Source organism: Streptomyces sp. NPDC041940 (assembly GCF_055589465.1).
Window position 1 is genome coordinate 37,633 of the sequence record NZ_JBVJBP010000021.1, and the last position, 26,128, is coordinate 63,760.

A 26,128-nucleotide genomic window follows, 5' to 3' on the forward strand; every position below is an offset into this window, starting at 1 on the left:
CTGGCCGCTGTGGGGCTGGCCGAGGAGGAGCCGGACAGTGGGGGCGTTCCTCACGCGTCGCCAGAGCCCTCAGTCCTCGCCCCCTGCCCGGCGGTGGATGCCGCCCCTGCGACTGTCCAGGTCGCCATGCCCCACAGGGAGAGCGCGGCGATGAGGCCCACCACGAGGCGAACGGACTCGTCCGGGCCGTCCGTGAGCCAGACGGTCGTGCCCGCCGCCCCGGAGGCGATCAACAGGCCCGCCGGGATGCGCAGCCGGGGCTGCTCGAACACCGCCGCCAACGGCAGGAAGTGGAGCCCGACGACAACCGCGATCAGCGGGGGAACGAGCACCGGCACCCCGACCTGACGGCAGACCGCGGCGATGACGATGATCAGCAGCCACTGGAGCCCGTTGATCTGGTTGAACCGCCGGCGTCGGCCGGCGGGGAAGGGGCCCCCTGCCGACGGGGGCAGCAAACGGCGTGCGGCGAGCATCAGCCCCACCGTGACGGCACAGCCGGCTACGACCAGGACCTGCCGCGTCAAACCGTCGAATGCGCTCGAGCCCAGCAGCCACCAGCCGAGCCCGAACAGCGCGAAGAACCCCACCCCTGACCTGAACATGATCGAGACTCTAGGCGGAAGACCAGCCCGGCGGTCCAGGAATTCTCAACGTGGCGCGGGCCTCGTCGGCCGACGGCCCGTGCTGACTCTTCAGGCCGGATACGCGTGCGTCTGAGCCGCCTTGACCGTTGCCCAGACCGTGGCTCCGGGGCGCAGGTCGAGTTCGGCCGCGGCGACCGTGGTGAGATCGGCGGCCAGGGGGAGCTCGCCGGCGAGTGCGACGCGGATCTGGTCGCCGTGTGTTTCCATGCCGGCCACCTCGCAGCACCACACGTTGCGGGCGCTGGCGCCGCTGGGGCGGTCCTGGTAGAGGGTCACCGCGCTCGGGGGGAAGGCGACGAAGACCGGGCCGGTGAGGTCCTCGGTGGTGGTGACCGCCGATCCGTGGTCGACGTGGACGGTGTGTCCTTCGGCCTCGCCCCGGTAGAGGTTGAGGCCGACCAGGTGGGCGATGTAGTCGGTGCGCGGGCGGCGGGCGATGTCGGCGGGGGTGCCCCGCTGGACGATGTGGCCGTCCTCGATGACGACGAGATGGTCGGCGAGCACCATGGCGTCGAGCGGGTCGTGCGTGACGAGGACGGCGACGGCCTCGAACTCGGCCAGATGGTGGCGGAGCTGGGCGCGGACATCGAGGCGCGTGCGGGCGTCGAGGGCGGCGAGCGGCTCGTCGAGGAGGAGCAGGCGGGGGTGGGTGGCCAGGGCGCGCGCGAGGGCGACACGCTGGGCCTGTCCGCCGGAGAGGCGGCGGGGCTTCACGGAGCCGTGCTCGGTCAGCCCCAGGCGTTCCAGCCATGCGGCGGCCTGGGCGCGGGCCTCCGCCTTCGTCGCCCCGTGGCAGCGCGGCCCGAAGGCCACGTTGTCCAGGGCGGACAGATGAGGGAAGAGCAGGTAGTCCTGGAAGACGACCCCGACCGGCCGGGATTCCGGAGGCATACGGTCCAAGTCCGCGCCGTCCAGATGGAGATGGCCGCCGGTGAGAGGAACGAGGCCGGCCAGCGCACGGAGGGCCGTGGTCTTGCCCGCGCCGTTGGGGCCGAGCAGGGCGACGACGTCTCCGGGGGCCGCGGTCAGCGTGATGTCGAGACGGAAGGAGCCGCGCTCGACCACGAGCCGGCCGTCGAGTCCTTCGCCGGTCCGGTCGGGAGCGGCGACGGCGGTCTTCTCGGGGTCGGTCATGAGGCGGTCATCCAGCGGTCGCGCAGGCCGGCGAGTACGGCGATGGACACGGCCAGCAGGACCAGGCTGAGGGCGATCGCCGCCGCCGGGTCGTTCTGCAGGGCCAGGTAGACCGCGAGGGGCATGGTCTGGGTGCGGCCGGGGAAGTTGCCGGCGAAGGTGATGGTCGCGCCGAACTCGCCCAGTGCCCTGGCCCAGGCCAGGACGGCGCCCGCCGCGATACCCGGAGCGATGAGCGGCAGGGTGACGCGGCGGAACGCGGTGAAGCGGGAGGCACCCAGCGTCGTGGCGGCCTCCTCGTAGCGCGGGTCGGCGGCGCGCAGCGTGCCCTCCACGCTGATGACGAGGAACGGCATCGCCACGAAGGCTTCCGCGATCACGACTCCCGTGGTGGTGAAGGGCAGGGTGACCCCGAACCAGGTGTCCAGCCACTTGCCGACGACTCCGTTGCGGCCCAGCGCCATCAACAGCGCCACACCCCCGACCACGGGGGGCAGGACCAGTGGGAGGGTCACCAGGGCGCGCACGAGCCCGCGGCCCAGGAAGTCGACCCGGGCCAGCAGCCAGGCCAGCGGCACCCCGATCACCAGGCTCACAGCGGTCGCCGCCGTCGCGCAGACCAGGGACAGCTGGAGGGCCTGCCACACCTCCGTGCTGGTCAGCAGGTCGGGCATGCTGCGCCAGGGGGCCCTGACCAGCAGGGCGACGAGCGGCAGGACCAGGAAGGCCAGGCCGATCAGCGCCGGCAGGAGGAGGGGCAGCGGTGCGCCCCCGCGACCGCCCCTGACGACGCGGCGGCGCCGCGAGCCACCGGTGAGGGTGTCCGCGGCGTCGGCCTTGTCCGGGGAGGGAGAGGTCACGGCTTGAGGAATCCGGCTTCGTTCAGGACCTTCTGGCCCTCGGCGGACTGAACCAGCTCCATGAACGCCTTGGCGGTCCCGGTGTTCTCCGAGCTCTTGAGGAGGGTGATGGGGTAGTCGTTGATGGCGTCGGCCGACTCGGGGAAGTCCACGCCCTCCACCTTGTCACCGGCCGCCTTCACGTCGGTCTTGTACACGACCGCGGCGTCGGCCTCCTTCAGGACCACCTTGTTGAGGGCGGACTTGACGTCTTCCTCGTAGGAGACCGGGGTGAGCTTCAGCTTGCTCGCGTCCAGGGCCTTCTGGGCGGCGGCGCCGCACGGCACCGTCCTGTCGCACAGCACGACCTTCAGGTCCGCGCCGGTGAGGTCCTTCAGGGAGGCGACCTTGTCGGGGTTGCCCGGCAGGGTGGCGATCTCCAGCTGGTTGCGTACGAAGGTGGCGGGCGTGCCGGAGGCGTCTCCGGCGTCCGTGACAATTTTCATCGTCTTGGGGCTGGCGGAGGCGAACACGTCGGCCGGGGCGCCGCCGGTGATGCTCGCGGCCAGCGCGTCGCTGCCGCCGAAGCTGAAGGTGACCTTGGTGCCGGGGTGGGCCTTCTCGAACTCCTTGCCCAGCGTCGTGAAGCTCTCCTTCAGCGAGGCGGCGGCGAAGACGGTCACCTCTCCGGACAGCTCCGGCGAGCCGGAGGCCGACGCCGAGGAGTCCGAGGCCGAGGAGTCCGACGCCGACGAGGAGTCGCCGGAGGACGAGCAGGCGCTCAGGGCCAGCAGCGCGGCGGCACCTGCGCCGGTCACCTGCAGCATCCGGCGGGTCCGGCGCACGGTACGGGTCATCACGGGTCCACTCCCTCTGCTCTTGACGGACACAACTATACTTCCGCAGATGCGAGGTGAAAGTCCCCTGTCGTATCGCATGAGCTGGACTCTTCGGATATCAGCATGGCATGTGCGTTTGTACGGGACGGTGGATCGAGGATGGTCCCCGGAGCGAACTCCCCGGCCAGGGCCACGGGCACCACCGCCTCTCGCTCAGACGCGGTCGATGTGCACGTTCGTCGACTTCACCCGGGCGGTGGCCTCCATACCGACCTCCAGGCCCAGCTCCTCCACGGCCTCCCGCGTCAGCAGGGACACCAGGCGGTGCGGTCCTGCCTGGATCTCCACCTGGGCTGCCACGTCGCCGAGCTTGATCGCGGTGACGATGCCGGGGAACGCGTTGCGCACCGAGGTGTAGGAGGCGTCCTCCTCACCGTTCCCGCCCTTGGCCAGCTCCACGGAGAACGCGGCCAGGTCCTTCCCGTCGATGAGCCGCTTCCCGCCCTCGTCGCGATGGGTCGCCATTCGCCCCGCGTCCGCCCACCGTCGCGCGGTGTCCGGACTCACGCCGAGCAGCCGGGCTGCCTGGCCGATCGTGTATGACTGCATGCGGGCCAAGATAGGCCCATCTGCGGGGCGGCCCTTCCCCATGCACCGCCCAGGCGAGGGCCGGACAGCCCTCCCGGCCGGCCGCGGCTTCCCCGCCGCGTCAAGAACTCGACAGTATTCAGGGCATCGCTTGCGCTGGACGACCGGCCTTCCAGACGCTGACGGCGTGGCTATTGACTGGTTCCCCGACCGCGGTGTCCGTCGACTGGTGATCGTGCTGGGCACCGCTGGGCTCGCCGTGCTCGCCGGCGGCATCGCCGGTGATCTGCTCTGGGTCATCGGTCTGGGAGCGTGGATGTTCATGATCGCCGTCATCATCGAGCTGGTCTACCGCCCTTGACCGCGCACCTGGCCGCACCCTGCCCGGCCAGGTCACGTCAAGGTGGCGTCAAGGTCCCGGGGACCGGCGCCAAGGAACCGCTAACAACCGCGCCGTCCGCCCCGCGAAGCGGCTTCCTTGGGAGGAAGAGCCCTGGAGGAACCCTTCCGCACAGGGGAGTTGAGCCAGTGAGCGGAGTGCGCGGGCAGCGATGAGTGACGTACGGCCCGGACGGCTGAAGGTCTACCTCGGGGCGGCACCGGGGGTCGGCAAGACCTACCGGATGCTCGACGAGGGGCGGCGTCGCGCCGCACGCGGGGCGGATGTGGTGGTGGGGTTCGCGGAGTGCCACGGGCGCCCGCACACGGAGGCGATGCTCGCCGGCCTGGAAACCGTCCCCCGGGTGTCCTGCGGCCACCGCGGCGGACGACGGTTCGAGGAGATGGACCTGGGCGCGATCCTCGCCCGCCGCCCGCAGGTCGTGATCGTCGACGAGTTCGCCCACAGCAACATCCCCGGCGACGGCCGCAATCCCAAACGCTGGCAGGACATCGAGACCCTGCTCGACGCCGGTGTCGACGTCACCACCGCGCTGAACATCCAGCACCTGGAGTCCCTCAACGACGTGGTCGAGAAGATCACCGGTGTCCCCCAGCACGAGACCGTGCCGGACGAGGTCGTACGGCGCGCCTGGCAGATCGAGCTGGTGGACATGGAGCCGGAGGGCCTGCGCCGGCGCATGGCGCACGGCAACGTCTACGCCCCCGAGAAGGTCGACGCGGCCCTCGCGAAGTACTTCCGTCCGGGCAACCTGGCCGCGCTGCGGCAGCTGGCGCTCCTGTGGGTGGCCGACCGGGTCGACGAGGCGCTCCAGGAGTACCGCTTGCAGCACGGCATCGGCCGGGTATGGGAGACCCGCGAGCGGGTGGTCGTCGCACTGACCGGCGGCCCCGAGGGGGACACCCTGGTCCGGAGGGCCGCCCGGATCGCCGACCGGTCCGTCGGCGGTGAACTGCTCGCCGTGCACGTGGCGCGCAGCGACGGCCTCGCCGCCGGTGTCTCGCACGCCTCGCTCGCCCGGCAGCGCCGCCTGGCCGAGGACCTGGGCGGCAGCTACCACTCGGTCGTCGGTGACGACATCGCCACGACACTGGTGGAGTTCGCCCGCACCGAGAACGCCACCCAGCTCGTGCTGGGCACGAGCCGTCGCGGCCGGCTGGCGCGATTCCTCACCGGCCCCGGCACGGGGGAGACCGTGACCGAGCTGTCCGGCGACATCGACGTCCACCGGGTCACCCACGAGCGGGCCGGACGCGGCACGCTCCCGCCGTCGCGCCGGCGCACGCTGTCGACGGCCCGGCTGATCGCCGGCCCGGTGGCCGGGCTGGTCCTGCCGGTCCTCCTCACGGCCGTCCTCGCGCAGCTGCGGGGCGCGTTGAACCTGACCAGCGAGGCGTTGCTGTTCCTGCTCGCCGTGGTGGGGGTGGCCTGCATAGGCGGGGTCGTCTCGGCGGTGATCGCGTCGGTGACGGCGTCCCTGCTGCTCAACTACTGGTTCATTCCGCCCATCGGGCAGTTCACGCTGGAGGACCCGAACGCGCTGATCGCGCTCGGGGTGTTCGCGGTCGTGGCCGCCGTCGTGGCCGCGGTCGTGGACCGTTCCCTGCGCCTGTCGCGTCGCTCCGCCCGCGCGACGGCCGAGGCGGAGACCATGTCGTCCCTGGCCGGCAGCATCGTGCGGGGCGAGGCCACGATTCCGGCCCTGCTGGAGCGGACCCGCGAGACCTTCGGCATGGAGTCGGCCGACTTGGTGGACGAGTCCCTCGACACGGCCGGCGTGACGGTCGTGCCCGCGGGTCCCGGCGCCTTCCTCGCGCTGCGGGGCCGCACGTTGTCGTCGTCCGAGCGGCGGGTGCTGGCCGCGTTCGCCGCGCACGTGGGGTCGGCCGTCGAGCGGGCCCGGCTCGCCGAGGCCGCCGCCGAGGTCGAGCCGGTGAAGGCCGCCGACCGACTGCGTACGGCGCTGCTGCGGGCCGTCGGCCACGACCTGCGCACCCCGCTCGCCGCCGGCTGGGCCGCCGTCGCCTCCCTGCGGAGCCGCGACGTCGAGTTCTCCCCCGAGGACCGTGACGAACTCCTCGCCACCGCCGACGAGTCCATGGCCCGGCTCAACCGCCTGGTGGAGAACCTCCTCGACCTCAGCCGGCTGGAGGCGGGGGCCCTCACCCTGAACCTGCGCCCCACCTCGGTGGAGGAGGTGCTGCCCATGGCGCTGACGGACGTCCCGGACGTGAACGTGGCCGACGTGGAGGAGATCCCGGCGGTGCTGGCCGACCCGCCGCTGCTGGAACGGGTGATCGCCAACCTGGTCGGCAACGCCGCCCGCCACACCCCGCCCGGCGAGAAGGTGATGGTCACCGCCAGCGCTCTGGCGGGGCGGGTCGAGCTGCGGGTCGTGGACCGCGGGCCCGGTCTGCCCGCCGACGGCCGGGAGCGGCTCTTCGAGCCCTTCCAGCGGCTGGGAGACACCGACAACACCACCGGCCTCGGTCTCGGACTCGCTCTGGCCCGGGGCCTGACCGAGGCCATGAACGGCACGCTCACCCCCGAGGACACCCCGGGCGGCGGCCTCACGATGGTCGTGTCGCTGCCGTGCGCCACGGAAGCGGCGAAAGCGGTGGGAGCTGGGCCGAGCGTGGGAGGCGCGTGAGCAGCGGACCGACACCAGCAGGTCCGCCCCCACGCGATGCTTGCGTCGCACCAGCCGACGCGAAGGCCCCGTCCACTCGGCCACGGCGCACAGGACACCGGTATCCGGCAGTCGCCCACGTCACACGCGCGTCAAGGCCGCGTCAGGGTCGGCCGGTTGAGCGCGAAGATGCCGCAAGGAACCGTCGGAGGCGGCCGGATACGGACCCAACCTGGATGCGACCGCGCACACGCCAGCCCTCGTGCGCGGCCGAGGAAGAAGGAGCCCGCATCCATGTCCGTCCTGACCACCGAGTCCGATGCCGTCCCCGCCGGCGAGGAACCGCCCGATACCGGTGAACGCCACCGGCTGACCTCCGTCACCGGACTCGCCGCCCTCTCGCTGGACGCGATGGCGTCGGTGGCGTACGGGCCCGAGGCGATCGTTCTCGTCCTGGCCGCCGCGGGTGCCCACGGCCTGGGCTTCACGATGCCGGTGACGCTGGCCATCGCCGCCCTGCTGGCGGTACTGGTCGCTTCGTACCGGCAGGTGATCGCCGCCTTCCCGGACGGCGGCGGCTCCTACGCGGTCGCGAGGACCCACCTGGGCGCCCGCACGAGTCTGGTGGCCGCGGCCTCGCTGGTCCTGGACTACGTCCTGAACGTGGCCGTGGCGGTCACGGCCGGGGTGGCGGCGCTGACCTCGGCCTTCCCGGCCCTCTACGACGACCGGCTGTGGCTGTGCCTGGCGGTGCTCGCCCTGATCACGGGGGTCAACCTGCGGGGGATCGTGGAGTCCGCCAGGGCGTTCATCGTGCCGACGGTCGTCTTCGTCGGCTCGGTCCTCGTCCTCATCGCCGTCGGGTTGTTCCGCTCCGAACCCGTGAGCACGATGACCGCGGCCGGGCACGCCTCGGTCGTCTCGGACAACGCGACCACCGTGGGGGCACTGCTCCTGCTGAAAGCCTTCGCCTCCGGCTGTGCCGCGCTGACGGGGGTCGAGGCCATCGCCAACGCCGTCCCGTCCTTCCGGGTCCCGCGCGTCAAGCGGGCGCAGCGCGCGGAGGTCGCCCTCGGGGCCGTCCTCGGCGTGATGCTCATCGGTCTGTCGGTGCTGATCGGCCGCTTCCATCTGCAGCCGGTCGAGGGCGTCACGGTCCTCGCCCAGCTCGCGGACGCTTCGCTCGGCCACAACTGGGCCTTCTACGTCATCCAGTTCGCGACCATGATCCTGCTGGCCCTGTCGGCGAACACCTCCTTCGGTGGCCTGCCCGTGCTGCTGAAGCTGCTGGCCCGCGACAACTACGCGCCACACGTCTTCGCCCTCAAGGCCGACCGGCAGGTCCACCGCCACGGTGTCCTGGCCCTCGCCCTCGTCTCGGCCGCGCTGCTCGTCTTCTCCGGCGGCGACACCAACACCCTCGTGCCGCTCTTCGCGATCGGTGTCTTCGTCGGCTTCACCATCGCGCAGGTCGGCATGGTCCGGCACTGGCGACTGGAGCGGGGGAGGGGATGGCGCGGCAAGGCGCTGCTCAACGGCTTCGGCGCGCTGCTCACCGGTGTCGCCACCGTCGTCGTCACCGTGGAGAAGTTCCGGGAGGGCGCCTGGCTGATCGTGATCGCCCTGCCGCTGCTCGTGGTCGCCTTCGAGACCGTGCACCGCGCCTACGGCCGGATCGGCGAGCGGCTCGGCCTCGGCCGCATACCGGAACCCCCGCACCGCGAGCGCTCCCTGGTGATCGTCCCCGTCTCGTCCCTGTCCAGGCTGACCTCGCAGGCCCTCACGGCCGCGGCCTCCCTCGGCGACGAGGTGCACGCGGTCACCGTGTGCTACCCGGACGCCGAGGACCGGGCCCAGCTGCACGCCCTGGAGCGCTCCTGGGCGGGATGGGACCCCGGGGTGCCCCTGGTCCGGCTGACCAGCGAGCGGCGCAGCCTGGGCCGTCCGATCGCCGCGTACGTCCGTGAGGTGGCCGCCGCCGAGCCGGGCACACAGGTCACCGTGCTGATCCCGGAGACCGAGCCGGAGCGGTTGTGGCAGCGGCTGCTGCAGAACCAGCGCGGCGCGGTCGTCGCACACGCCGTGCGGCGCGAGACCGACGCGGTGATCTGCCGGCTCCGCTTCCGGCTCCTGTGACCCCACGACAAGGCGCCCGCTCACGGCCCGGGGCCCGGGCGGCGTAAGAGACCCGTCAAGGCCCTGGGTCCCGCCGTAAGAGAGCCGTCAACGGACGACCGGATCCGGCCACAGACGCGCTTTCCTCGATACGTCCGTACTTCCCGAACCTCACTCCAGGAGTTCGCGATGGCCGATCTGGCCTTCGTTATCGTCACGATCGCGGGATTCGCGCTGGTGGCTCTCGTCGCCAAGGGGGTGACGAAGCTGTGACCGTCGAGAACGTCGTCGGCCTGGTCGTGGCCGTCACACTGCTGGGTTATCTCGTCCTCGCCCTGATCTTCCCGGAGAGGTTCTGAGACACAGATGGGTCCCGTACTCGCGGGTGTGCTCCAGCTGCTCGCCCTCATAGCGGCGCTGGCGCTCGCCTACATCCCCCTCGGCAACTACATGGCCAAGGTCTACTCCTCGAAGAAGCACCTGCGTGCCGAGAAGTGGATCTACAAGGGCATCGGTGCCGACCCCGACACCGAGATGACCTGGCCCGCGTATCTGCGCGGGATCCTCGCCTTCTCGGCCGTCGGTGTCCTCTTCCTGTTTCTGCTCCAGCGGCTCCAGGGCATCCTGCCGGGTTCGCTCGGCTTCGACTCGGTCAATCCGGCGCAGTCGTTCAACACGGCCGTGTCGTTCGTGACCAACACCAACTGGCAGTCGTACTACGGCGAGCAGACCATGGGGCACGTCGTGCAGACCGCCGGTCTGGCCGTGCAGAACTTCGTCTCGGCCGCCGTCGGCATGGCCGTCGCGGTGGCGCTCGTCCGGGGCTTCGCCCGCTCGCGGACCGGTGAGCTGGGCAACTTCTGGTCCGACCTGGTGCGTGGTGTCGTACGCGTCCTGGTGCCGCTCGCCGCGGTCGCCGCCATCGTGCTGGTGGCGTGCGGCGCGCTCCAGAACTTCTCCGGGATCCACGAGGTCGGACAATTCTTTAATGGGCACGGCATGGGCGGGACGCAGCAGTGGAACGGCGGCGCGGTCGCCTCGCAGGAGGCCATCAAGGAGCTCGGCACCAACGGTGGCGGCTACTTCAACGCCAACTCCGCCCACCCCTTCGAGAACCCGACGCCCTTCTCGAACCTGTTCGAGATCTTCCTGATCCTGGTGATCCCGTTCGCGCTGACCCGCACGTTCGGTGTCATGGTCGGCTCGGTGAAGCAGGGCTACGCGATCCTCGCCACGATGTTCACGATCTGGCTGGGCTTCGTCGCCCTGATGATGTGGACCGAGTTCGCCCACCACGGCCCGGCGCTCCAGGCCGCGGGCGGGGCGTACGAGGGCAAGGAGGTCCGCTTCGGCGTCGGAGCGTCCTCGATCTTCGCGGTGTCGACCACGCTCACCTCGACCGGCGCGGTGGACTCCTTCCACTCGTCCTTCACCGGCCTGGGCGGCGGCATCACCATGCTGGGCATGATGCTGGGCGAGATCGCGCCCGGCGGTACCGGCTCCGGCCTGTACGGCATGCTGATCATGGCGGTCATCGCGGTGTTCATCGCCGGCCTGATGGTCGGCCGTACGCCCGAGTACCTGGGCAAGAAGATCGGCACCCGCGAGATCAAGCTGGCGGCCTGCTACATCCTCATCACCCCGGCCCTGGTGCTCGTCTTCACGGCCGTCTCCCTGGCCCTGCCGACCCCGCCGAACTCGATGCTGAACTCCGGCGCGCACGGCTTCTCCGAGGTGCTCTACGCCTTCACCTCCGCCGCCAACAACAACGGCTCGGCCTTCGCCGGCCTGAACGCGAACACCGACTGGTACAACACCATGACCGGACTCGCGATGCTCCTCGGCCGCTTCCTGCCGATGGTGTTCGTCCTGGCGCTGGCCGGCTCGCTCGCCGGGCAGAAGCCGGTGCCCGAGACCGCGGGCACCCTGCGCACCGAGAAGCCGCTGTTCACCGGCCTGCTCGTGGGCGCGATCCTCATCATCACCGGTCTCACGTACTTCCCCGCCCTCGCGCTGGGGCCGCTCGCCGAGGGGCTGGCGTCATGACCACCCGTACGGAAAGTGAAAAGATGTCCACAGCCACTCCGACCCGGGCGCCGCACGACGACGTACCCACCGGGCACAAGGAGGGCCGGGTCGGCGCCGGCCTGTTCGACCCCAAGCAGCTGGTCAGATCCCTGCCGGACGCCTTCCGCAAGCTCGACCCGCGGGTGATGGTCAAGTCCCCCGTGATGTTCGTGGTGTGGATCGGCTCGGTCCTGACCACCCTCTTCTCCTTCAAGGACCCCGGCGACTGGTTCGGCTGGACCATCAGCGCCTGGCTCTGGCTGACGGTCGTCTTCGCCAACCTGGCGGAGGCGGTCGCCGAGGGCCGGGGCAAGGCCCAGGCCGACACCCTGCGCAAGGCCAAGACCGACACGGTCGCCCGCCGGCTCACCGGCGACTCCGAAGAGCGGGTACCCGGCACCGAGTTGAAGATCGGTGACCTGGTCGTCTGCGAGGCCGGCGACACCATCCCCGGCGACGGTGACGTCGTCGAGGGCGTCGCCTCGGTCGACGAGTCGGCGATCACCGGTGAATCGGCCCCGGTCATCCGGGAGTCCGGCGGCGACCGTTGCGCGGTCACCGGCGGTACGAAGGTGCTCTCGGACCGGATCGTCATCAAGATCACGACGAAGCCGGGCGAGACCTTCATCGACCGGATGATCAACCTGGTCGAGGGCGCGGCACGGCAGAAGACGCCCAACGAGATCGCGCTGAACATCCTGCTCGCCTCGCTGACGATCGTCTTCCTGCTGGCCTGCGCCACGCTGCCGCCGTTCGCGGACTACGCGGGCACCGATCTGACGATGATCGTGCTGGTGGCACTGCTGGTCTGTCTCATCCCGACGACCATCGGCGCACTGCTGTCGGCGATCGGCATCGCCGGCATGGACCGGCTGGTGCAGCGCAACGTGCTCGCCATGTCGGGCCGGGCGGTCGAGGCCGCCGGTGACGTCTCCACCCTGCTGCTCGACAAGACCGGCACCATCACGCTCGGCAATCGGCAGGCCGCCGAGTTCGTGCCGGTCAGCGGCACCACCGAGGCCGAGCTGGCCGACGCCGCGCAGTTGTCGTCGCTGGCCGACGAGACGCCCGAGGGGCGCTCCATCGTCGTCCTGGCGAAGGCGAGGTACGGACTGCGCGAGCGCCACCAGGGCGAGCTGGCCGGGGCCGAGTGGATCGCCTTCACCGCACAGACCCGGATGTCGGGCGTGGACGTCGACGGGCGCAAGATCCGCAAGGGCGCGGCCGGTTCGGTCGTCGCCTGGGTGACGGAACAGGGCGGTGAAGTCGCCGAGGACGCACAGGTGCTGACCGACCGGATCTCCGAGGCCGGCGGCACCCCGCTGCTGGTCGCGGTCGAGGACGTCGACGGCGCCCGGGTGCTCGGCGTGATCCACCTCAAGGACGTCGTCAAGGACGGCATGCGCGAGCGGTTCGAGGAGCTGCGCCGCATGGGCATCAAGACCGTCATGATCACGGGTGACAACCCGCTGACGGCCAGGGCGATCGCCGAGGAGGCCGGGGTCGACGACTTCCTCGCCGAGGCCACCCCCGAGGACAAGATGGCCCTCATCAAGCGCGAGCAGGCGGGCGGCAAGCTCGTCGCGATGACCGGCGACGGCACCAACGACGCCCCCGCGCTGGCCCAGGCGGATGTCGGCGTGGCCATGAACACCGGTACGTCGGCCGCCAAGGAGGCCGGCAACATGGTCGACCTCGACTCCAACCCGACCAAGCTCATCGAGATCGTCGAGATCGGCAAGCAACTCCTCATCACCCGGGGCGCGTTGACCACGTTCTCCATCGCCAACGACGTCGCGAAGTACTTCGCGATCATCCCGGCGCTGTTCGCGGCGGTCTACCCGGGCCTGGACAGGCTCAACATCATGGGCCTGTCCTCACCGGACTCCGCGATCCTGTCGGCCGTGATCTTCAACGCGCTGATCATCATCGCCCTGGTGCCGCTCTCGCTGAAGGGCGTGCGCTACCGGCCGGTCAGCGCCGACAAGCTGCTGCGCCGCAACCTGACCATCTACGGCATCGGCGGGCTGATCGCGCCGTTCATCGGCATCAAGATCATCGACCTGCTCATCTCCCTCATCCCCGGGATCGGCTGAAGGCCATGAACAACTCCCTCGCGAACACCGCCCGGTTGCTCGGGGCGGGCCTGCGGGCCCTGCTCGTACTGACCGTGCTCACCGGCATCCTCTATCCGCTGGCCGTCACGGGTGTGGCGCAGGCGCTCTTCAACGGCAACGCGAACGGCTCCGAGATCAAGGCGGACGGCAGGGTCGTCGGGTCGTCCCTCATCGGGCAGTCGTACGACCTGCCGCTGAAGAAGGGCCAGGAGACCCCGGATCCGGACCTGAAGTGGTTCCAGGGCCGGCCGGCGAACGGGCTCGGCACCAACAGCATCAACACGCGGTACGAGCTGCTGCTGTCCGGTGCCACCAACCTGTCCGCCGACAACAAGGACCTGGTCGGGCAGGTGGCGGACGCCAAGGCAGCGGTCGTGAAGGACAACTCCGTGTCCGGCTACACCGTCAAGCCGTCGGACATCCCCGCCGACGCGGTCACCTCCTCCGGATCCGGGCTTGACCCGAACATCTCCCCGGCCTACGCCGACCTCCAGGTCCACCGGGTCGCCGCGCGCAACGGGCTGGGCGTCGCCCAGGTCCAGAAGCTGGTCGACGAGCACACCGAGGGCCGCACGCTGGGCTTCATGGGCGAACCCCGGGTGAACGTCCTCGAACTCAACATCGCGCTCAAGGACCTCGCAGCGACGAAGTGACGGCCTTGCGCGAACCGGAGGGGAGCCGGCGGCCCGGGAGACATCCCGGACCCGCCGGCTCCCGCCGCCATGAAGTCGGCCGCCCCGCCTCCGGCGCGCACGGCCCGACGCACGACAGGAGAGGCACACACCCATGACCCGGGTGCTCGTGGTGGAGGACGACCCGCAGCTCGTGCGAGCCCTCGTCATCAACCTGCAGGCACGCAAGTACGGAGTGGACGCCGCCCCCGACGGCGCCACCGCCCTCCGGCTCGCCGCCGCGGGTCAGCCCGACGTGGTCCTGCTCGACCTCGGCCTGCCCGACATGGACGGCGTCGACATCATCAAGGGCCTGCGGGGCTGGAGCCGTATGCCCATCCTGGTCCTGTCCGCCCGCCAGGGGTCGGAGGAGAAGGTGGCGGCACTCGACGCGGGCGCCGACGACTACATCACCAAGCCGTTCAGCATGGACGAACTGCTGGCCCGGCTGCGGGCCGCCGTCCGCCGTACCGAGGACGCGCCGCTCGTCCCCGAGACGACGCTCGTCGAGACGGCGGACTTCAGCATCGACCTGCTGGCCAAGAAGGTCGTCCGGGACGGGCGGGACGTGCGGCTCACGCCGACCGAGTGGCATCTGCTGGAGATCCTGGTCGTCAGTCCGGGCCGGCTGATCACCCAGCAGCACCTCCTCCAGGAGGTCTGGGGCGTCTCGCACAGCAGCAAGACCAACTACCTGCGCGTCTACATGGCCCAGCTGCGCCGCAAGTTGGAGACGGACCCCTCCCACCCCCGCTATCTCATCACCGAGCCCGGCATGGGCTACCGCTTCGAAGGGTGAACATGGCACGCGGCAAGCTGCGGATCTACCTCGGCGCGGCACCGGGCGTCGGCAAGACGTACGCGATGCTCTCCGAGGCGCACCGGCGCGTCGAGCGGGGCACCGACTGCGTGATCGCGTTCGTGGAGCACCACGGCCGGCCGCGCACCGAGGTGATGCTGCACGGTCTGGAGGAGGTTCCGCGCAGGGAGCTGGAGTACCGGGGCACCACCTTCACCGAGATGGACATCGACGCCGTCCTGGCCCGCCGCCCCCAGGTGGCGATGGTCGACGAGCTGCCCCACACCAACATTCCCGGCTCCCGCAACACCAAGCGCTGGCAGGACGTCGAGGAACTGCTCGCGGCCGGGATCGACGTCGTATCCACCGTCAACATCCAGCATCTCGAGTCGCTCGGCGACGTCGTCGAGTCGATCACCGGGGTGCGGCAGCAGGAGACCGTGCCGGACGAGGTGGTACGCCGGGCCGACCAGATCGAGCTGGTCGACATGTCGCCCGAGGCGCTGCGGCGGCGCATGGCGCACGGCAACATCTACAAGCCCGACAAGGTCGACGCGGCCCTCTCCAACTACTTCCGGCCGGGCAACCTGACCGCCCTGCGCGAACTGGCGCTGCTGTGGGTGGCCGACCGGGTCGACGCGTATCTCACCGAGTACCGCAGCGAGCACAAGGTCTCGGCCATCTGGGGCTCGCGCGAGCGCATCGTCGTCGGCCTGACCGGCGGCCCCGAGGGACGCACCCTGATCCGGCGTGCCGCGCGGCTCGCCGAGAAGGGCGCCGGCGGCGAGGTGATGGCCGTCTACATCTCCCGCAGCGACGGTCTCACCGCCGCCTCACCGAAGGAACTGGCCGTCCAGCGCACGCTGGTCGAGGACCTCGGCGGCACCTTCCACCAGGTCGTCGGCGAGGACATACCGGTGGCCCTGCTGGACTTCGCACGCGGGGTCAACGCCACGCAGATCGTCCTCGGTGTCTCCCGGCGCAAGGGATGGCAGTACGTCTTCGGGCCGGGCGTCGGCGCGACGGTGGCCCGGGACTCCGGCCCGGACCTCGACGTCCACCTCATCACCCACGACGAGGCGGGCAAGGGGCGCGGCCTCCCGGTGGCGCGCGGGGCACGCCTGGGACGGTCCCGGGTCATCTGGGGCTGGCTCGTCGGCGTCCTGGGCCCCGCGGTCCTCACCTGGCTCCTCACCAGCGCCGCTCCGGACGTCGGCCTCGCCAACGACATGCTGCTGTTCCTCACCCTGACCGTGGCGTCGGCCCTGCTGGGCGGGCTCTTCCCGGCACTGGCATCGGCGGTGGTGGGCTCCCTGCTGCTCAACTGGTACTTCACCCCGCCCGTTCACACCCTGACGATCGCCGACCCGAAGAACATCGTCGCCATCGCGATCTTCGTCGGGGTCGCCGTGTCCGTGGCCTCGGTGGTGGACCTCGCCGCCCGCCGCACCCACCAGGCGGCCAGGCTGCGGGCCGAGTCGGAGATCCTTTCCTTCCTCGCGGGCAACGTCCTGCGCGGCGAGACCTCGCTTGAGGAGCTGCTGGAACGGGTCCGGGAGACCTTCGGCATGGAGTCGGTGGCCCTGCTGGAGCGGACCGACGAGACGGAGCCCTGGACCTGCGCCGGCAGTGTCGGACCCCGGCCCGCCGGGCAACCGGAGGACGCGGACGTCGACGTACCGGTCGGCGACCACATGGCCCTGTCCCTGCGCGGCCGGGTACTGCCGGCCGCCGACCGCCGGGTGCTGGCCGCGTTCGCCGCGCAGGCCGCCGTCGTCCTGGACCGCCAGCGCCTGCGGCGCGAGGCCGACCGCGCCGAGGAACTGGCTGAGGGCAACCGCATACGGACCGCGCTGCTCGCCGCCGTCAGCCACGACCTGCGCACCCCGCTCGCCGGCATCAAGGCCGCGGTCACCTCCCTGCGCTCGGACGACGTCGAGTGGTCGCCGGAGGACCAGGCGGAGCTTCTGGAGGCCATCGAGGGGGGCGCCGACCGGCTCGACCTCCTGGTCGGCAACCTGCTCGACATGTCCCGCCTGCAGACCGGCACGGTCACCCCGATCATCCGCGAGACCGACGTCGACGAGGTCGTGCCGATGGCGCTGGGCGGAGTCCCCGAGGACAGCGTGGAACTCGACGTGCCCGAGACCCTGCCCATGGTCCACGTCGACCGGGGACTGCTGGAGCGGGCCGTCGCCAACGTCGTCGAGAACGCCGTCAAGTACAGCCCCCCGGGCGAGAAGGTCCTGGTCTCGGCGAGCGCCCTCGCCGACCGCGTCGAAGTGCGGGTCGTCGACCGCGGGCCCGGCGTACCGGACGACGCCAAGGGCCGCATCTTCGAACCCTTCCAGCGCTACGGCGACTCGCCCCGCGGTGCCGGAGTCGGCCTCGGCCTGGCGGTCGCCCGCGGCTTCGCCGAGGCCGTCGGCGGCGCGCTCCACGCGGAGGACACCCCTGGCGGCGGCCTCACCATGGTGCTCACCGTACGGACGGCACCCGAGCGGCGGCCGCTGCCGGAGCTGCCGGCCGCGTCCTGACGGCGCCCAGGCGCCGGGCGGTACGGCGTCGAACTCCCGCACGCGGTATCCGGTGTCCAGCCGCAGCCCCAGGAAGTTCCTGCGGTGCGCGGCCTCCAGCGCGGCCTGAAGCGGGGACGGCGGAGACGGCCCGGCGAACGGAACCACTCCCGCCCTCTCACCAGCCGTGTCAACACTTCGTCAAGGTCGCCCGGATCACCGTCAGCGTCCCGTCAGGGGATGTCCGGAGCCGGGGGCACCGGGCATAACGTCGGTGGCGAGCCCCGGCCCGCCTCCCCGCGTCCGGGGCCTTTCGGACCACTCACACCCCGTCTCTCAGGAGGCACCCCATGGCAGAACCTCTCCTCGGCGACGACCCCGAACCTCCTGATCGGTTCCCGGCCGGACCCCTCTACGTCCCGGTCCGGCCGGGACCCTGCGGGTACGCGGCCCGCCTCTTCCGCACCCCGCTCGGGCACCGCACCGCCGTCGGCTTCACCTCCGCACGGCGACTGACCGCCACGCTCGGCCCCGACCAGGTGTGGATCCGCCTCGCCGAGCCGGCCCTGCGGGCGCTGACCGTCCCGCTCGGCGTCACCACCGTCACGGTGGACCCGCTGTTCTCGGCGCAGGCTCCCGCTCCGGTCGAGCCCGCCGCTCCCGTTCCCGCACTGCGGACCGCCTGAGAAGGGGCAGACACGATGACAACGGTTCACGAACCCGCCGCCACCGCCGCTTCGGCCGAGTTGTCGGTGTGGCCCGCCTCGACCACTGAGCCCCGGGGCGGCGATCTCGCCGTGGGCGGCGTGTCGCTCGCCGAGGTCGCCGACCGCTTCGGTACCCCCGCCTACGTCCTCGACGAGGCCGAGGTCCGCGACCGCTGCCGCACCTACCGGGACGCCTTCCCGGACGCCGAAATCCTCTACGCGGCCAAGGCGTTCCTGTGCCGGGCCATGGCCCACTGGGTCGACGAGGAGGGCCTCGGCCTCGACGTCTGCTCCGCCGGTGAGCTGGAACTCGCCGTCACCACCGGCTTCCCGCCCGAGCGGATCGTGCTGCACGGCAACGCCAAGTCCCCGCGCGACCTGGACACCGCCCTGCGCCTGGGCGTGGGCCGGATCGTCATCGACAGCCCCTCCGAGATCGCGCGGCTGGCCGCCGCCGTCGGGCCGGACGGGCGCCAGAAAGTGATGGTCCGGGTGGTGCCGGGCATCAGCGCCGGAGGCCACCGGAAGATCCGGACCGGCACGGGGGACCAGAAGTTCGGCCTCTCCATCGCCGACGGCTACGCCCAGCACGCCATCGCCCGGATCCTGGACCAGCCGCAGCTCGAACTCACCGGCCTCCACTGCCACTTGGGCTCCCAGATCACCAGCGTCAAGCCGTACCTCGTCGCCGTACGCCGCATCGTCGGCCTCATGGCCCGCCTGTACGAGCAGCACGGCCTGCTCCTGCCCGAACTCGACCTCGGCGGCGGCCACGGCATCGCCTACCGCCCCGGCGAGGAGGGCCTGGACCTGACGTCACTGGCCCGCAAGGTCCGCGCCGGACTCACCGAGGCCTGCGCCGCGGCCGGACTTCCCGTTCCCCGCCTGATCATCGAACCGGGACGGGCGATCGCGGGCCCGGCGGGCATCGCCCTGTACCGCGTCCTGTCCGTGAAGCACACCGGCGGGAACGTCTTCGTGGCCGTGGACGGCGGCATGAGCGACAACCCGCGCCCGGCCCTGTACGGCGTCCGCTACGCACCTCGCCTGATCGGCAGGCACAGCACCGCGGCCCCGGCCCGGGCGACCGTGGTCGGCCGGCACTGCGAGGCGGGCGATGTCCTGGCACCGCACGCGGAACTCCCGGCCGACATACGCCCAGGGGACCTGCTCGCCGTCCCCGTCGCGGGCGCGTACCACCTGTCCATGGCCTCCGGCTACAACCTGGTCGGCCGTCCTCCCGTCGTCGCCGTACGGGACGGACTCGCCCGCCTCCTGGTGCGTCGCGAGTCCCTGGAAGACATCCGCAGCCGGGACGTGGGCCTGTAGCGAACCGGAACCCCTCGACCCCCGGGCGGGCCGGTCTTCCTTCACCCACGCCGACCGGCCCGCCCGGGCCCGCATCGTTCAGGTTTTCTTGAATTCAGGATTGTGTGTACTGTCGCCTGGTGCTGACCGTTGCCTCAGATATCGACGTCCTGGCCCGTTTCGGGCGCGCGCTCGCCGACCCGATCCGCTGCCGCGTCCTGCTCGCTCTGCGTGCGGCGCCGGCCTACCCCGCCGACCTCGCCGACGCACTCGCCGTCTCCCGCACCCGGCTCTCCAACCACCTCGCCTGCCTGCGCGACTGCGGCCTCGTCGTCACCGTGCCCGACGGCCGCCGCACCCGCTACGAACTGGCCGACGAACGCCTCGGCCACGCGCTGGACGACCTGCGCACCGCCGTGGTCGCCGTCGCCACGGACCGTACCTGTGTGGACGCCGACGAGCAGGGGTGCTGCTGATGACCGCGATATCCCTCGGCCCCACCCCGGCCCGCCGCGACGCGCTCGCCCGCCGGATACGCCTGCTGGTCGCCGCGACCATCGCGTACAACGCCATCGAGGCGATCGTCGCCATCACCGCCGGCGCCCTCGCCTCCTCCACCGCTCTGATCGGCTTCGGCCTGGACTCGATCATCGAGGTCTCCTCGGCCGCCGCGGTCGCCTGGCAGTTCTCCGCCCGGGAGCACGCCGTGCGCGAGGCGCGCGAGAAGGTCGCCCTGCGGATCATCGCGCTGTCGTTCTTCGCGCTCGCCGCCTATGTCAGCGTCGACGCCGTCCGCGCCCTCACGGGCACCGGCGAGGCCGAACGCTCCGTCCCCGGCATCGTGCTGGCCGCCCTCTCCCTCGCGGTCATGCCGTTCCTGTCGGCCGCCCAGCGCCGCGCGGGCCGCGAACTCGGCTCCGCCAGCGCGGTCGCCGACTCCCGGCAGACCCTGCTGTGCACGTACCTCTCGGGCGTGCTGCTGGTCGGCCTGATCCTCAACGCCACGATCGGCTGGTCCTGGGCGGACCCCGTCGCCGCCCTCGTCATCGCGGCCGTCGCCCTGAAGGAGGGGCGTGACGCCTGGCGGGGTGAGGGCTGTTGCGCCGTCGCCCCTGCGGCCGGGGCGAGTGATGCGGAGGTGTGTGGCTGTCGTCCAGGGTGCGACTGTTGCGGCTGAGGGGCGACGTCGTCCCTGGTCGTAGTCGAGCCCGGGTCCGTCAGTTCTTCTCCGGCCGGTCGAGATGGTCGACGAGCAGGCTCAGTGCCCGTTCCACGGCTTGGCGGCGTACCTCGTCGCGCGTCGTGCCGTTGCTTCTGAACTCGTGGCTGACGGTGCGCTCCGTGTCGGAGACTCCGATGTAGACGAGTCCTACGGGTTTGCCGTCCTGGCCGGTGGGGCCGGCGACGCCGGTTGTCGAGACGCCGAGGGAGCTGCCGAACAACTCCCTTACACCGCGCGCCATTTGTTCGGCGGTCGCAGGACTCACGGGGCCGTCGGAGGCGAGGGTCGCCTCGGTGACGGAGAGGACCGTCGCCTTGGAGTCCGTCGCGTAGGTGATCGCGCCGCCGCGGTAGTAGTCCGATGCGCCGGGGGTGCCGGTGATCGTCGCGCCGAGCATGCCGCCGGTGAGGGATTCCGCCGTGCTGACGGACAGACCGCCGGCGCGAAGCAGCGAACCGAGCCGTGCCGCGATGTCCTGCGGTGTCACAGAGACTCCTCCGTTGCGGGCTGCGCCGGGGTGCCCGTCGCCACGGACGGTAGGCCGAGCGCCAAAGCGTATCCGGCCTCGACGCAGGAACTCGATACCAGCCGGCCGTTCGAAACGGCCATGGGGCGTGATTGCCGAACACCCCATGGGGCAGCCCCGGGAATCGTCATGAGATCCCCGGGGCCCGGAGTTACGGCCGAGACATTCGTCTAGTGGTGGCCAAGGTCGTTGACATTCACCGGGAGGAGGCTGGTGAGCGGGCTGAGCGCGTTGGTGGTTCTGTGGAGCAGGTTGTTTCCGCTCGTGCTCACGGTGGTGCCGTCGGCCTGGTCGCCGCCCTTGCCGCCGGGGTCGGCGGCATGAGCTGTGCCGGTGGCGGCCAGGGCGGCCCCGGCGAGAGCCAGGGCGGCGATGGTGCGTCGCGTGTTGGTCATGCACTGCTGAACGATCAGGCGTCCTATGCGTAACTAGGCCAAAACGGCGCTGGTCTAGGTGGTCGCCCCCTCTACCTCCGTGTCCCCGTGTATCCGTCAGCCGGAGAACGGGACCGCGTCGGCCGGGTCGGTGTGCCAGTTGGTGGCGACGGGCCTGTCGACCAGGGCGGGGTCGGGGAGGTCGAGGCTGATGGAGTTGGCCTCGTCGCCCGCGACGGACAGGTGGATCCGGTCGAACTCCTTGCCGTAGTCGTTGTTGGTGGTCTTGGGGTTGATGCCGGCGTAGGCCCGGGTGGAGCCGGAGAGGACGACGTTCTCGCTGACCGCGTGCTCGGCCGGTCCCACCTCGGTGTCGGCGGCCGAACCGAAGGACGCGGAGGGGAAGACACCCTTCAGGTAGCAGGTGACGCCCGACTTGGCCTTGGCGGTGAGGAGGTAGTAGCCACCCGCCTGGGTCTCCGTGGTCAGCTTGAAGGTCAGGTCCTTGGTCACGCAGGCCCGCGCGGTGCTGCCTTTGCTGTCGGCGGTCGCGGTCGCGGTCGCGGTGGCAGTGAGGGCGACCGCCGCGACGGCGGCCAGGGCGAGACGGGCGGGGCGGGCGGCAAAGCGCGAACGCATCGAGATCTCCATCGTGCAGAGGTGGGTCGTCCAGCGGGTTGCTGGACGACCGCAGCTTGTTCCGCGATTCGTCCCGCCCGCCACAAGCGGCGGCGATGATGGGACGCCGGAACGCTGGAACGGGGGCTGACCAGCAAAGACGCTGACCGCCTGGAACGGTGTGCTGGGACGGGGGAGAGCCCAGCCCCCCCGGGTTCCCGCTCACCGGCGCGGCTCCCAGCGGAACAGGCGGGAAGCGAGCGCGATGGCGACGACCACCCAGCTCAGTGTGGGCGCCAGCAGGAGGAGGGAGTCCGCGACGGGGACGCCGCCGTTCCAGGCGTTGAGGACCAGTTCGGTGGCCGAGCCGCCGGGGAGCAGCCGCTTGAGCAGGGTGAGTTCCTCGGTGCCGGTGATCCCCACCCAACTCGCGACTGCGATGGTGCCGAGGCTGACCGGCAGCGTGGTCACCTGGGCGTGCTCCGGAGAGTTCGTCAGTCCCGCCGTGGCCAGTCCCAGTCCGAGCATCATGGCGACCGTGGAGAGGACCGCCGCCGCCAGGAGGGGGACGTTGGCCGGTTCGCCGGCGACCGAGCCCAGCACCACGAGGATCGCCACCACCTGGAGCAGCGACAGGACGGTGACCGGGAGCATCAGGCCGGAGAGGATGCCGGCGTCGCCCGCCGGGGTGGAGCGCAGCCGCTTGAGGAAGAGGTTCTGACGGCGCGAGGCCAGAGTGGTCACGGTGGTGGTGTAGAGCCCGAACGCCCCTACGGTGAACACCACCACCGCCGCGATGTATCCGAGGCTGCCCAGGTCCGCGAAGACCTCGTGCTGGCGGATGAAGTACGCGCTGACCACCGTAGGCATGATCAAACCGGTGACCAGAACCAGCCGGTTCCGGAAGATCTGGATCAGCTCGCCGAGAGCGATTGAGAGCATGGTGAAGGGCCTGTTCCTGGGAGGTTCCGGGGGAGGGGCTGACCGTTGGGGGAGGGGGAGGAGGGGCTAGTCGTCGCCGAGGGCGCGGAAGACGTCGTCGAGCCGGGTCGGCCCGGCTTCGAGTTCCCGCAGCTCCAGCCCGCCCGCGTGCGCCCAGTCGAGCAGGGCGTAGAGGGTCTCCTGCAGGCCGAAGGTCTCGACGAGGAACCGTCCGTCACTCGCACGCGTGGCCCGCAACGGCAGCGCCGGTGCGGCGGCCGGGAGCGAGAAGCGGATGACGGCGGGCAGCGTCCGCGTCAGCTCGGCGACGGTCCCTTCCTGGTGGAAGACGCCCTGGTGCATGAGCCCGACGCGGTCGGCACGCGCCTGGGCCTCCTCCAGGTAGTGCGTGGTGAGCACGATGGTGGATCCGTCCTCGCGCAGTTTGTCCACGGCGTCCCACAGGGCGTCCCGGGACTGGATGTCCAAGCCGGTGGTCGGCTCGTCGAGGAAGATCAGCTCGGGCTTCCCGTACACGGCCGTGGCGAAGTCCAGACGCCGCTTCTCACCGCCGGAGAGCTGGGACACCTTGGTGCCGGCCTTGTGCGTGAGGCCGACGACGTCGAGGACGCGGTCGACCCTGTCCCTGCGCCGGGAGAGCGTTCCGATCATCCGGACGGATTCCCTCACCGTCAGATCCGGGGAGAACCCGCTCTCCTGGAGCATGATGCCCATCCGGGGCCGCACGGACCGCCGGTCGCGGGGGCTCTGCCCGAAGACCCGCACGGTGCCCGAGGTGGCCGCGCGGTGGCCTTCGACGGTCTCCAGGGTCGAGGTCTTGCCGGCCCCGTTCGTGCCGAGCAGCGCGTACAGCTCCCCCTTCCGCACCTGGAACGACAGGTCCTTCACGGCGTGGAAGTCGCCGTAGCTGAGGTTGAGGCGTTCAACGTCGATGACTGGTGTCGAGGTCATGCGTCGATCTCAGCCGACGTCCCGCCCGTACGGCAGGGCCGTGGTGTCATCGTCGCGGTGTGACATCTCGGGGGGTGAACCCATGACGTGGTGTCACTGGTGCTGCCCGTGAGCAGGCAGAACACTGCGGCGGAGACTCTGCTGTTCGACCCCGGAGCGCCGTACATGGACACCAGACCCCTGCGCATACTGCTGACGGCCAATGCCGCCGTCTTCCTCCTGGTGTGCGCAGTCTTTCTCGTCCACCACCTCGGCGTCGGTCTCTACCCTGACGACATGGAGTCCTGGCTCGAGAACAACCAGTGGCTGATGTGGACGGCCGCGGCCCTCACCGTGGCCGGCGCCTCGGCGATCCCGTTGCTCAGCGTGCGGACGCAGCGGTGAGGACGCCGGACCGCGGGGAAACACGGGAACGGCTGCGCCGGCTGAACGTCACCACGATGGTCACGGTGAACGCCTCCGTCGGGACCCTGCTGGTGGTGGTCGACGCCCGGACGTGGTGGGACGCCGTCATCCTGAGCCTGGGCGTGGCCGCGGCGCTGGTCGCCTCCGCGCGCTGGACGGCGAGCGGGATTCCGCGGGTCGTCCTCCCGTGCCTGATCGTCACCGCGATGGTGTGGATCGCCGGGGTGCTGTTCGTGGGCGGCCATACGGCGTTCTTCGGCATCTCCGTCCTGGGCCCGCTGTACGCGCCCAAGCTGCCGCGCCACCGCGTCGCGGCCGCCGTCGGGCTGATCGCCTTCGTCGCCGCCGTGGGCGCGGCCCGGCTGCTGGTCGTGCCGGGGGATGTGCCGGAGGACCTGCTCCTCTATGTCCTCGTCCCGGCGGGCGTCATGGTCGTGGTGACCGGCGGCATGTTCGCCGGGCAGGTGTTCTACGACCTCGTCGAGGAGCTGGAGCAGTCACGGGAACGTGAAGCGGAGCTGGCGGTCGTCCGGGAACGCGTGCGCTTCGCCAGTGATCTGCACGACATCCAGGGCCACACACTGCATGTGGTGAAGCTGAAGATCGCGCTGGCCGAGAAGCTGGTGCGCAGCGACATCGGGCGGGTGGAGGAGGAACTCCGGGAGGTGCGCGCCCTGGTCGGCGACACCATCACCCAGACCAAGGAGCTGGCGTACGCACAGCGGCGGCTCAACCTGTCCGTGGAGCTGGAGAACGCGAAGAACCTCTTCGAGGCCGCGGGCATCCGCGTGCGGGTCGACCGCGAGGCCGAGGTCGACGAGCGGGTCGACGAACTGCTCGGCCAGGTCCTGCGGGAGACGACGACGAACATCCTGCGCCACGCGCAGGCCACGCGGGTGCGGATCACTCTCGCGGAGTCGGGCATCGCGATCGTCAACGACGGCGCGGGGGCGGCTCCCCTGTCCGGGCTCAGCGGACTGTCCACCCTCAGGGAGCGCGTGGGCGACCACGGCGGTGAGCTGACGGTGGAGCAGACGGACGGCCGCTTCCTCACGGCCGCGGCGTTTTCGAACGGGAGGACCGACCGATGACCACCGTGGTGCTCGCCGACGACGAGGCCCTGCTCCGTAAGGCCCTGGCGGCGTTGCTGAGCCTGGAGGACGAGATCACCGTGCTCGCCGAAGCGCAGGACGGCGAATCGGCGGTCCGGGCCACGCTCCGGCACCAGCCCGACGTACTCGTCATCGATCTCGAGATGCCCGGCGTGGACGGGCTGGGCGCTGTCGCGGAGATCCGCCGTGCCCGGCCGGAGCAGGTGATCCTCATGCTGACCCGCCATGCCAGGCCCGGAGTGCTCCGCAAGGCCCTGAAACTGGGCGTCCAGGGCTTCGTCAGCAAGTCGGCGGAACCCGCGCACATCACGTCGGTCATCCATACGCTGCACGACGGCAAGCGCTGGATCGACCCGGATGTCTCCGCGCTCGCCGTCGTCGACGACTGTCCCCTCACCGACCGGGAGATCGACGTCCTGCGCGTCACGCGCGACGGCTACTCCGTCGCCGACATCGCCGCCCGCCTGCACCTGGCGGAAGGCACCGTGCGCAACTACCTCTCGAACGCCATGCGGAAGACCCAGACCCGGACCCGGCACGAAGCGGCACGTTACGCCCGGGAGCACGACTGGCTGTAGAACTGGCTGTAGAGGCGGGCACCG

26 protein-coding genes are annotated in these 26,128 nt (G+C 71.0%); 16 read left to right on the forward strand and 10 right to left on the reverse strand.

What is annotated here, in order from left to right; translation table 11 throughout:
* Window positions 1-50: 50 nt before the first annotated feature.
* From ACZ6I3_RS29625 to ACZ6I3_RS29645, 5 genes are all read right to left on the reverse strand, one after another.
* Window positions 51-605, reverse strand: a complete 555-nt coding sequence (locus tag ACZ6I3_RS29625; protein ID WP_469418728.1) for a hypothetical protein — start codon at window positions 603-605, stop codon at window positions 51-53.
* A 90-nt stretch (window positions 606-695) separates the two neighbouring features.
* A complete protein-coding gene (locus ACZ6I3_RS29630; RefSeq protein WP_469418730.1) occupies window positions 696-1,781 on the reverse strand; it encodes an ABC transporter ATP-binding protein in 1,086 nt (361 codons plus the stop codon).
* Window positions 1,778-2,641 (reverse strand): molybdate ABC transporter permease subunit, encoded by an 864-nt coding sequence (modB, locus tag ACZ6I3_RS29635; RefSeq protein ID WP_469418731.1) that lies wholly within the window; start codon window positions 2,639-2,641, stop codon window positions 1,778-1,780. The genes ACZ6I3_RS29630 and modB overlap by 4 nt, the downstream gene beginning before the upstream one ends.
* Entirely contained in the window at window positions 2,638-3,477 is an 840-nt protein-coding gene (modA, locus tag ACZ6I3_RS29640) for a molybdate ABC transporter substrate-binding protein (RefSeq protein ID WP_469418732.1), read from the reverse strand. The genes modB and modA overlap by 4 nt, the downstream gene beginning before the upstream one ends.
* A gap of 195 nt (window positions 3,478-3,672) precedes the next feature.
* Window positions 3,673-4,068, reverse strand: coding sequence for a TOBE domain-containing protein (locus ACZ6I3_RS29645; protein ID WP_468192257.1), 396 nt, complete (start codon window positions 4,066-4,068; stop codon window positions 3,673-3,675).
* 166 nt (window positions 4,069-4,234) lie between these two features.
* Between ACZ6I3_RS29645 and ACZ6I3_RS29650 the strand changes: the two genes are divergently transcribed.
* The 13 genes from ACZ6I3_RS29650 to ACZ6I3_RS29710 all read left to right on the forward strand — a co-directional run bounded on the left by ACZ6I3_RS29650 (window position 4,235) and on the right by ACZ6I3_RS29710 (window position 20,553).
* Window positions 4,235-4,408, forward strand: a complete 174-nt coding sequence (locus ACZ6I3_RS29650) for a hypothetical protein (RefSeq protein ID WP_469418734.1) — start codon at window positions 4,235-4,237, stop codon at window positions 4,406-4,408.
* Window positions 4,409-4,598: 190 nt separating this feature from the next.
* On the forward strand, window positions 4,599-7,097 hold the full coding sequence (locus ACZ6I3_RS29655; RefSeq protein ID WP_469418735.1) for an ATP-binding protein: 2,499 nt from the start codon (window positions 4,599-4,601) through the stop codon (window positions 7,095-7,097).
* Between the two features lie 273 nt (window positions 7,098-7,370).
* Window positions 7,371-9,212: an APC family permease gene (locus ACZ6I3_RS29660; RefSeq protein WP_469418736.1), complete on the forward strand. Its 1,842-nt coding sequence runs from the start codon at window positions 7,371-7,373 to the stop codon at window positions 9,210-9,212.
* A gap of 248 nt (window positions 9,213-9,460) precedes the next feature.
* On the forward strand, window positions 9,461-9,550 hold the full coding sequence (gene kdpF, locus ACZ6I3_RS29665; RefSeq protein ID WP_469418737.1) for a K(+)-transporting ATPase subunit F: 90 nt from the start codon (window positions 9,461-9,463) through the stop codon (window positions 9,548-9,550).
* A 7-nt stretch (window positions 9,551-9,557) separates the two neighbouring features.
* Window positions 9,558-11,237 (forward strand): potassium-transporting ATPase subunit KdpA, encoded by a 1,680-nt coding sequence (kdpA, locus tag ACZ6I3_RS29670; protein ID WP_469418739.1) that lies wholly within the window; start codon window positions 9,558-9,560, stop codon window positions 11,235-11,237.
* Window positions 11,238-11,260: 23 nt separating this feature from the next.
* Window positions 11,261-13,354 (forward strand): potassium-transporting ATPase subunit KdpB, encoded by a 2,094-nt coding sequence (kdpB, locus tag ACZ6I3_RS29675; RefSeq protein WP_469418741.1) that lies wholly within the window; start codon window positions 11,261-11,263, stop codon window positions 13,352-13,354.
* Between the two features lie 5 nt (window positions 13,355-13,359).
* Window positions 13,360-14,028 (forward strand): potassium-transporting ATPase subunit C, encoded by a 669-nt coding sequence (locus ACZ6I3_RS29680; RefSeq protein ID WP_469418742.1) that lies wholly within the window; start codon window positions 13,360-13,362, stop codon window positions 14,026-14,028.
* A gap of 133 nt (window positions 14,029-14,161) precedes the next feature.
* Entirely contained in the window at window positions 14,162-14,845 is a 684-nt protein-coding gene (locus tag ACZ6I3_RS29685; protein WP_469418744.1) for a response regulator, read from the forward strand.
* Between the two features lie 2 nt (window positions 14,846-14,847).
* The gene (locus ACZ6I3_RS29690) at window positions 14,848-17,382 is read left to right on the forward strand and encodes a DUF4118 domain-containing protein (protein WP_469418745.1); all 2,535 of its coding nucleotides are present in this window, start codon (window positions 14,848-14,850) and stop codon (window positions 17,380-17,382) included.
* 329 nt (window positions 17,383-17,711) lie between these two features.
* Complete coding sequence (locus tag ACZ6I3_RS29695; protein WP_469418747.1) at window positions 17,712-18,047, forward strand: SAV_915 family protein; 336 nt, start codon at window positions 17,712-17,714, stop codon at window positions 18,045-18,047.
* A gap of 15 nt (window positions 18,048-18,062) precedes the next feature.
* Window positions 18,063-19,397: a diaminopimelate decarboxylase gene (gene lysA / locus ACZ6I3_RS29700; RefSeq protein ID WP_469418748.1), complete on the forward strand. Its 1,335-nt coding sequence runs from the start codon at window positions 18,063-18,065 to the stop codon at window positions 19,395-19,397.
* Between the two features lie 119 nt (window positions 19,398-19,516).
* A complete protein-coding gene (locus tag ACZ6I3_RS29705; protein ID WP_469418750.1) occupies window positions 19,517-19,852 on the forward strand; it encodes an ArsR/SmtB family transcription factor in 336 nt (111 codons plus the stop codon).
* Complete coding sequence (locus tag ACZ6I3_RS29710) at window positions 19,852-20,553, forward strand: cation efflux transmembrane domain-containing protein (RefSeq protein WP_469418752.1); 702 nt, start codon at window positions 19,852-19,854, stop codon at window positions 20,551-20,553. The genes ACZ6I3_RS29705 and ACZ6I3_RS29710 overlap by 1 nt, the downstream gene beginning before the upstream one ends.
* A gap of 40 nt (window positions 20,554-20,593) precedes the next feature.
* Here the strand turns inward: ACZ6I3_RS29710 and ACZ6I3_RS29715 are convergent, their stop codons facing one another.
* The 5 genes from ACZ6I3_RS29715 to ACZ6I3_RS29735 form a co-directional block, all read right to left on the reverse strand.
* Window positions 20,594-21,085 carry a CinA family protein gene (locus ACZ6I3_RS29715; RefSeq protein ID WP_469418753.1) on the reverse strand — a complete coding sequence of 164 codons (492 nt, stop codon included), beginning with the start codon at window positions 21,083-21,085 and terminating at the stop codon, window positions 20,594-20,596.
* 209 nt (window positions 21,086-21,294) lie between these two features.
* Entirely contained in the window at window positions 21,295-21,519 is a 225-nt protein-coding gene (locus ACZ6I3_RS29720) for a hypothetical protein (RefSeq protein ID WP_469418755.1), read from the reverse strand.
* 96 nt (window positions 21,520-21,615) lie between these two features.
* The gene (locus tag ACZ6I3_RS29725; RefSeq protein ID WP_469418757.1) at window positions 21,616-22,137 is read right to left on the reverse strand and encodes a DUF4232 domain-containing protein; all 522 of its coding nucleotides are present in this window, start codon (window positions 22,135-22,137) and stop codon (window positions 21,616-21,618) included.
* A gap of 201 nt (window positions 22,138-22,338) precedes the next feature.
* Entirely contained in the window at window positions 22,339-23,058 is a 720-nt protein-coding gene (locus ACZ6I3_RS29730; RefSeq protein WP_469418759.1) for an ABC transporter permease, read from the reverse strand.
* 66 nt (window positions 23,059-23,124) lie between these two features.
* Window positions 23,125-24,009 carry an ABC transporter ATP-binding protein gene (locus ACZ6I3_RS29735; protein ID WP_469418760.1) on the reverse strand — a complete coding sequence of 295 codons (885 nt, stop codon included), beginning with the start codon at window positions 24,007-24,009 and terminating at the stop codon, window positions 23,125-23,127.
* A gap of 108 nt (window positions 24,010-24,117) precedes the next feature.
* On the opposite strand from ACZ6I3_RS29735, the gene ACZ6I3_RS29740 reads away from it, so the two are divergent.
* Genes ACZ6I3_RS29740 through ACZ6I3_RS29750 form a run of 3 tightly spaced genes read left to right on the forward strand, consistent with a single transcriptional unit; the run spans window position 24,118 to window position 26,104 of the window.
* Entirely contained in the window at window positions 24,118-24,393 is a 276-nt protein-coding gene (locus tag ACZ6I3_RS29740) for a hypothetical protein (RefSeq protein ID WP_469418761.1), read from the forward strand.
* A complete protein-coding gene (locus ACZ6I3_RS29745; RefSeq protein WP_469418762.1) occupies window positions 24,390-25,505 on the forward strand; it encodes a sensor histidine kinase in 1,116 nt (371 codons plus the stop codon). Before ACZ6I3_RS29740 ends, ACZ6I3_RS29745 begins: the two co-directional genes overlap by 4 nt.
* Window positions 25,502-26,104 (forward strand): response regulator, encoded by a 603-nt coding sequence (locus ACZ6I3_RS29750; RefSeq protein ID WP_469418763.1) that lies wholly within the window; start codon window positions 25,502-25,504, stop codon window positions 26,102-26,104. Before ACZ6I3_RS29745 ends, ACZ6I3_RS29750 begins: the two co-directional genes overlap by 4 nt.
* Window positions 26,105-26,128: the final 24 nt, after the last annotated feature.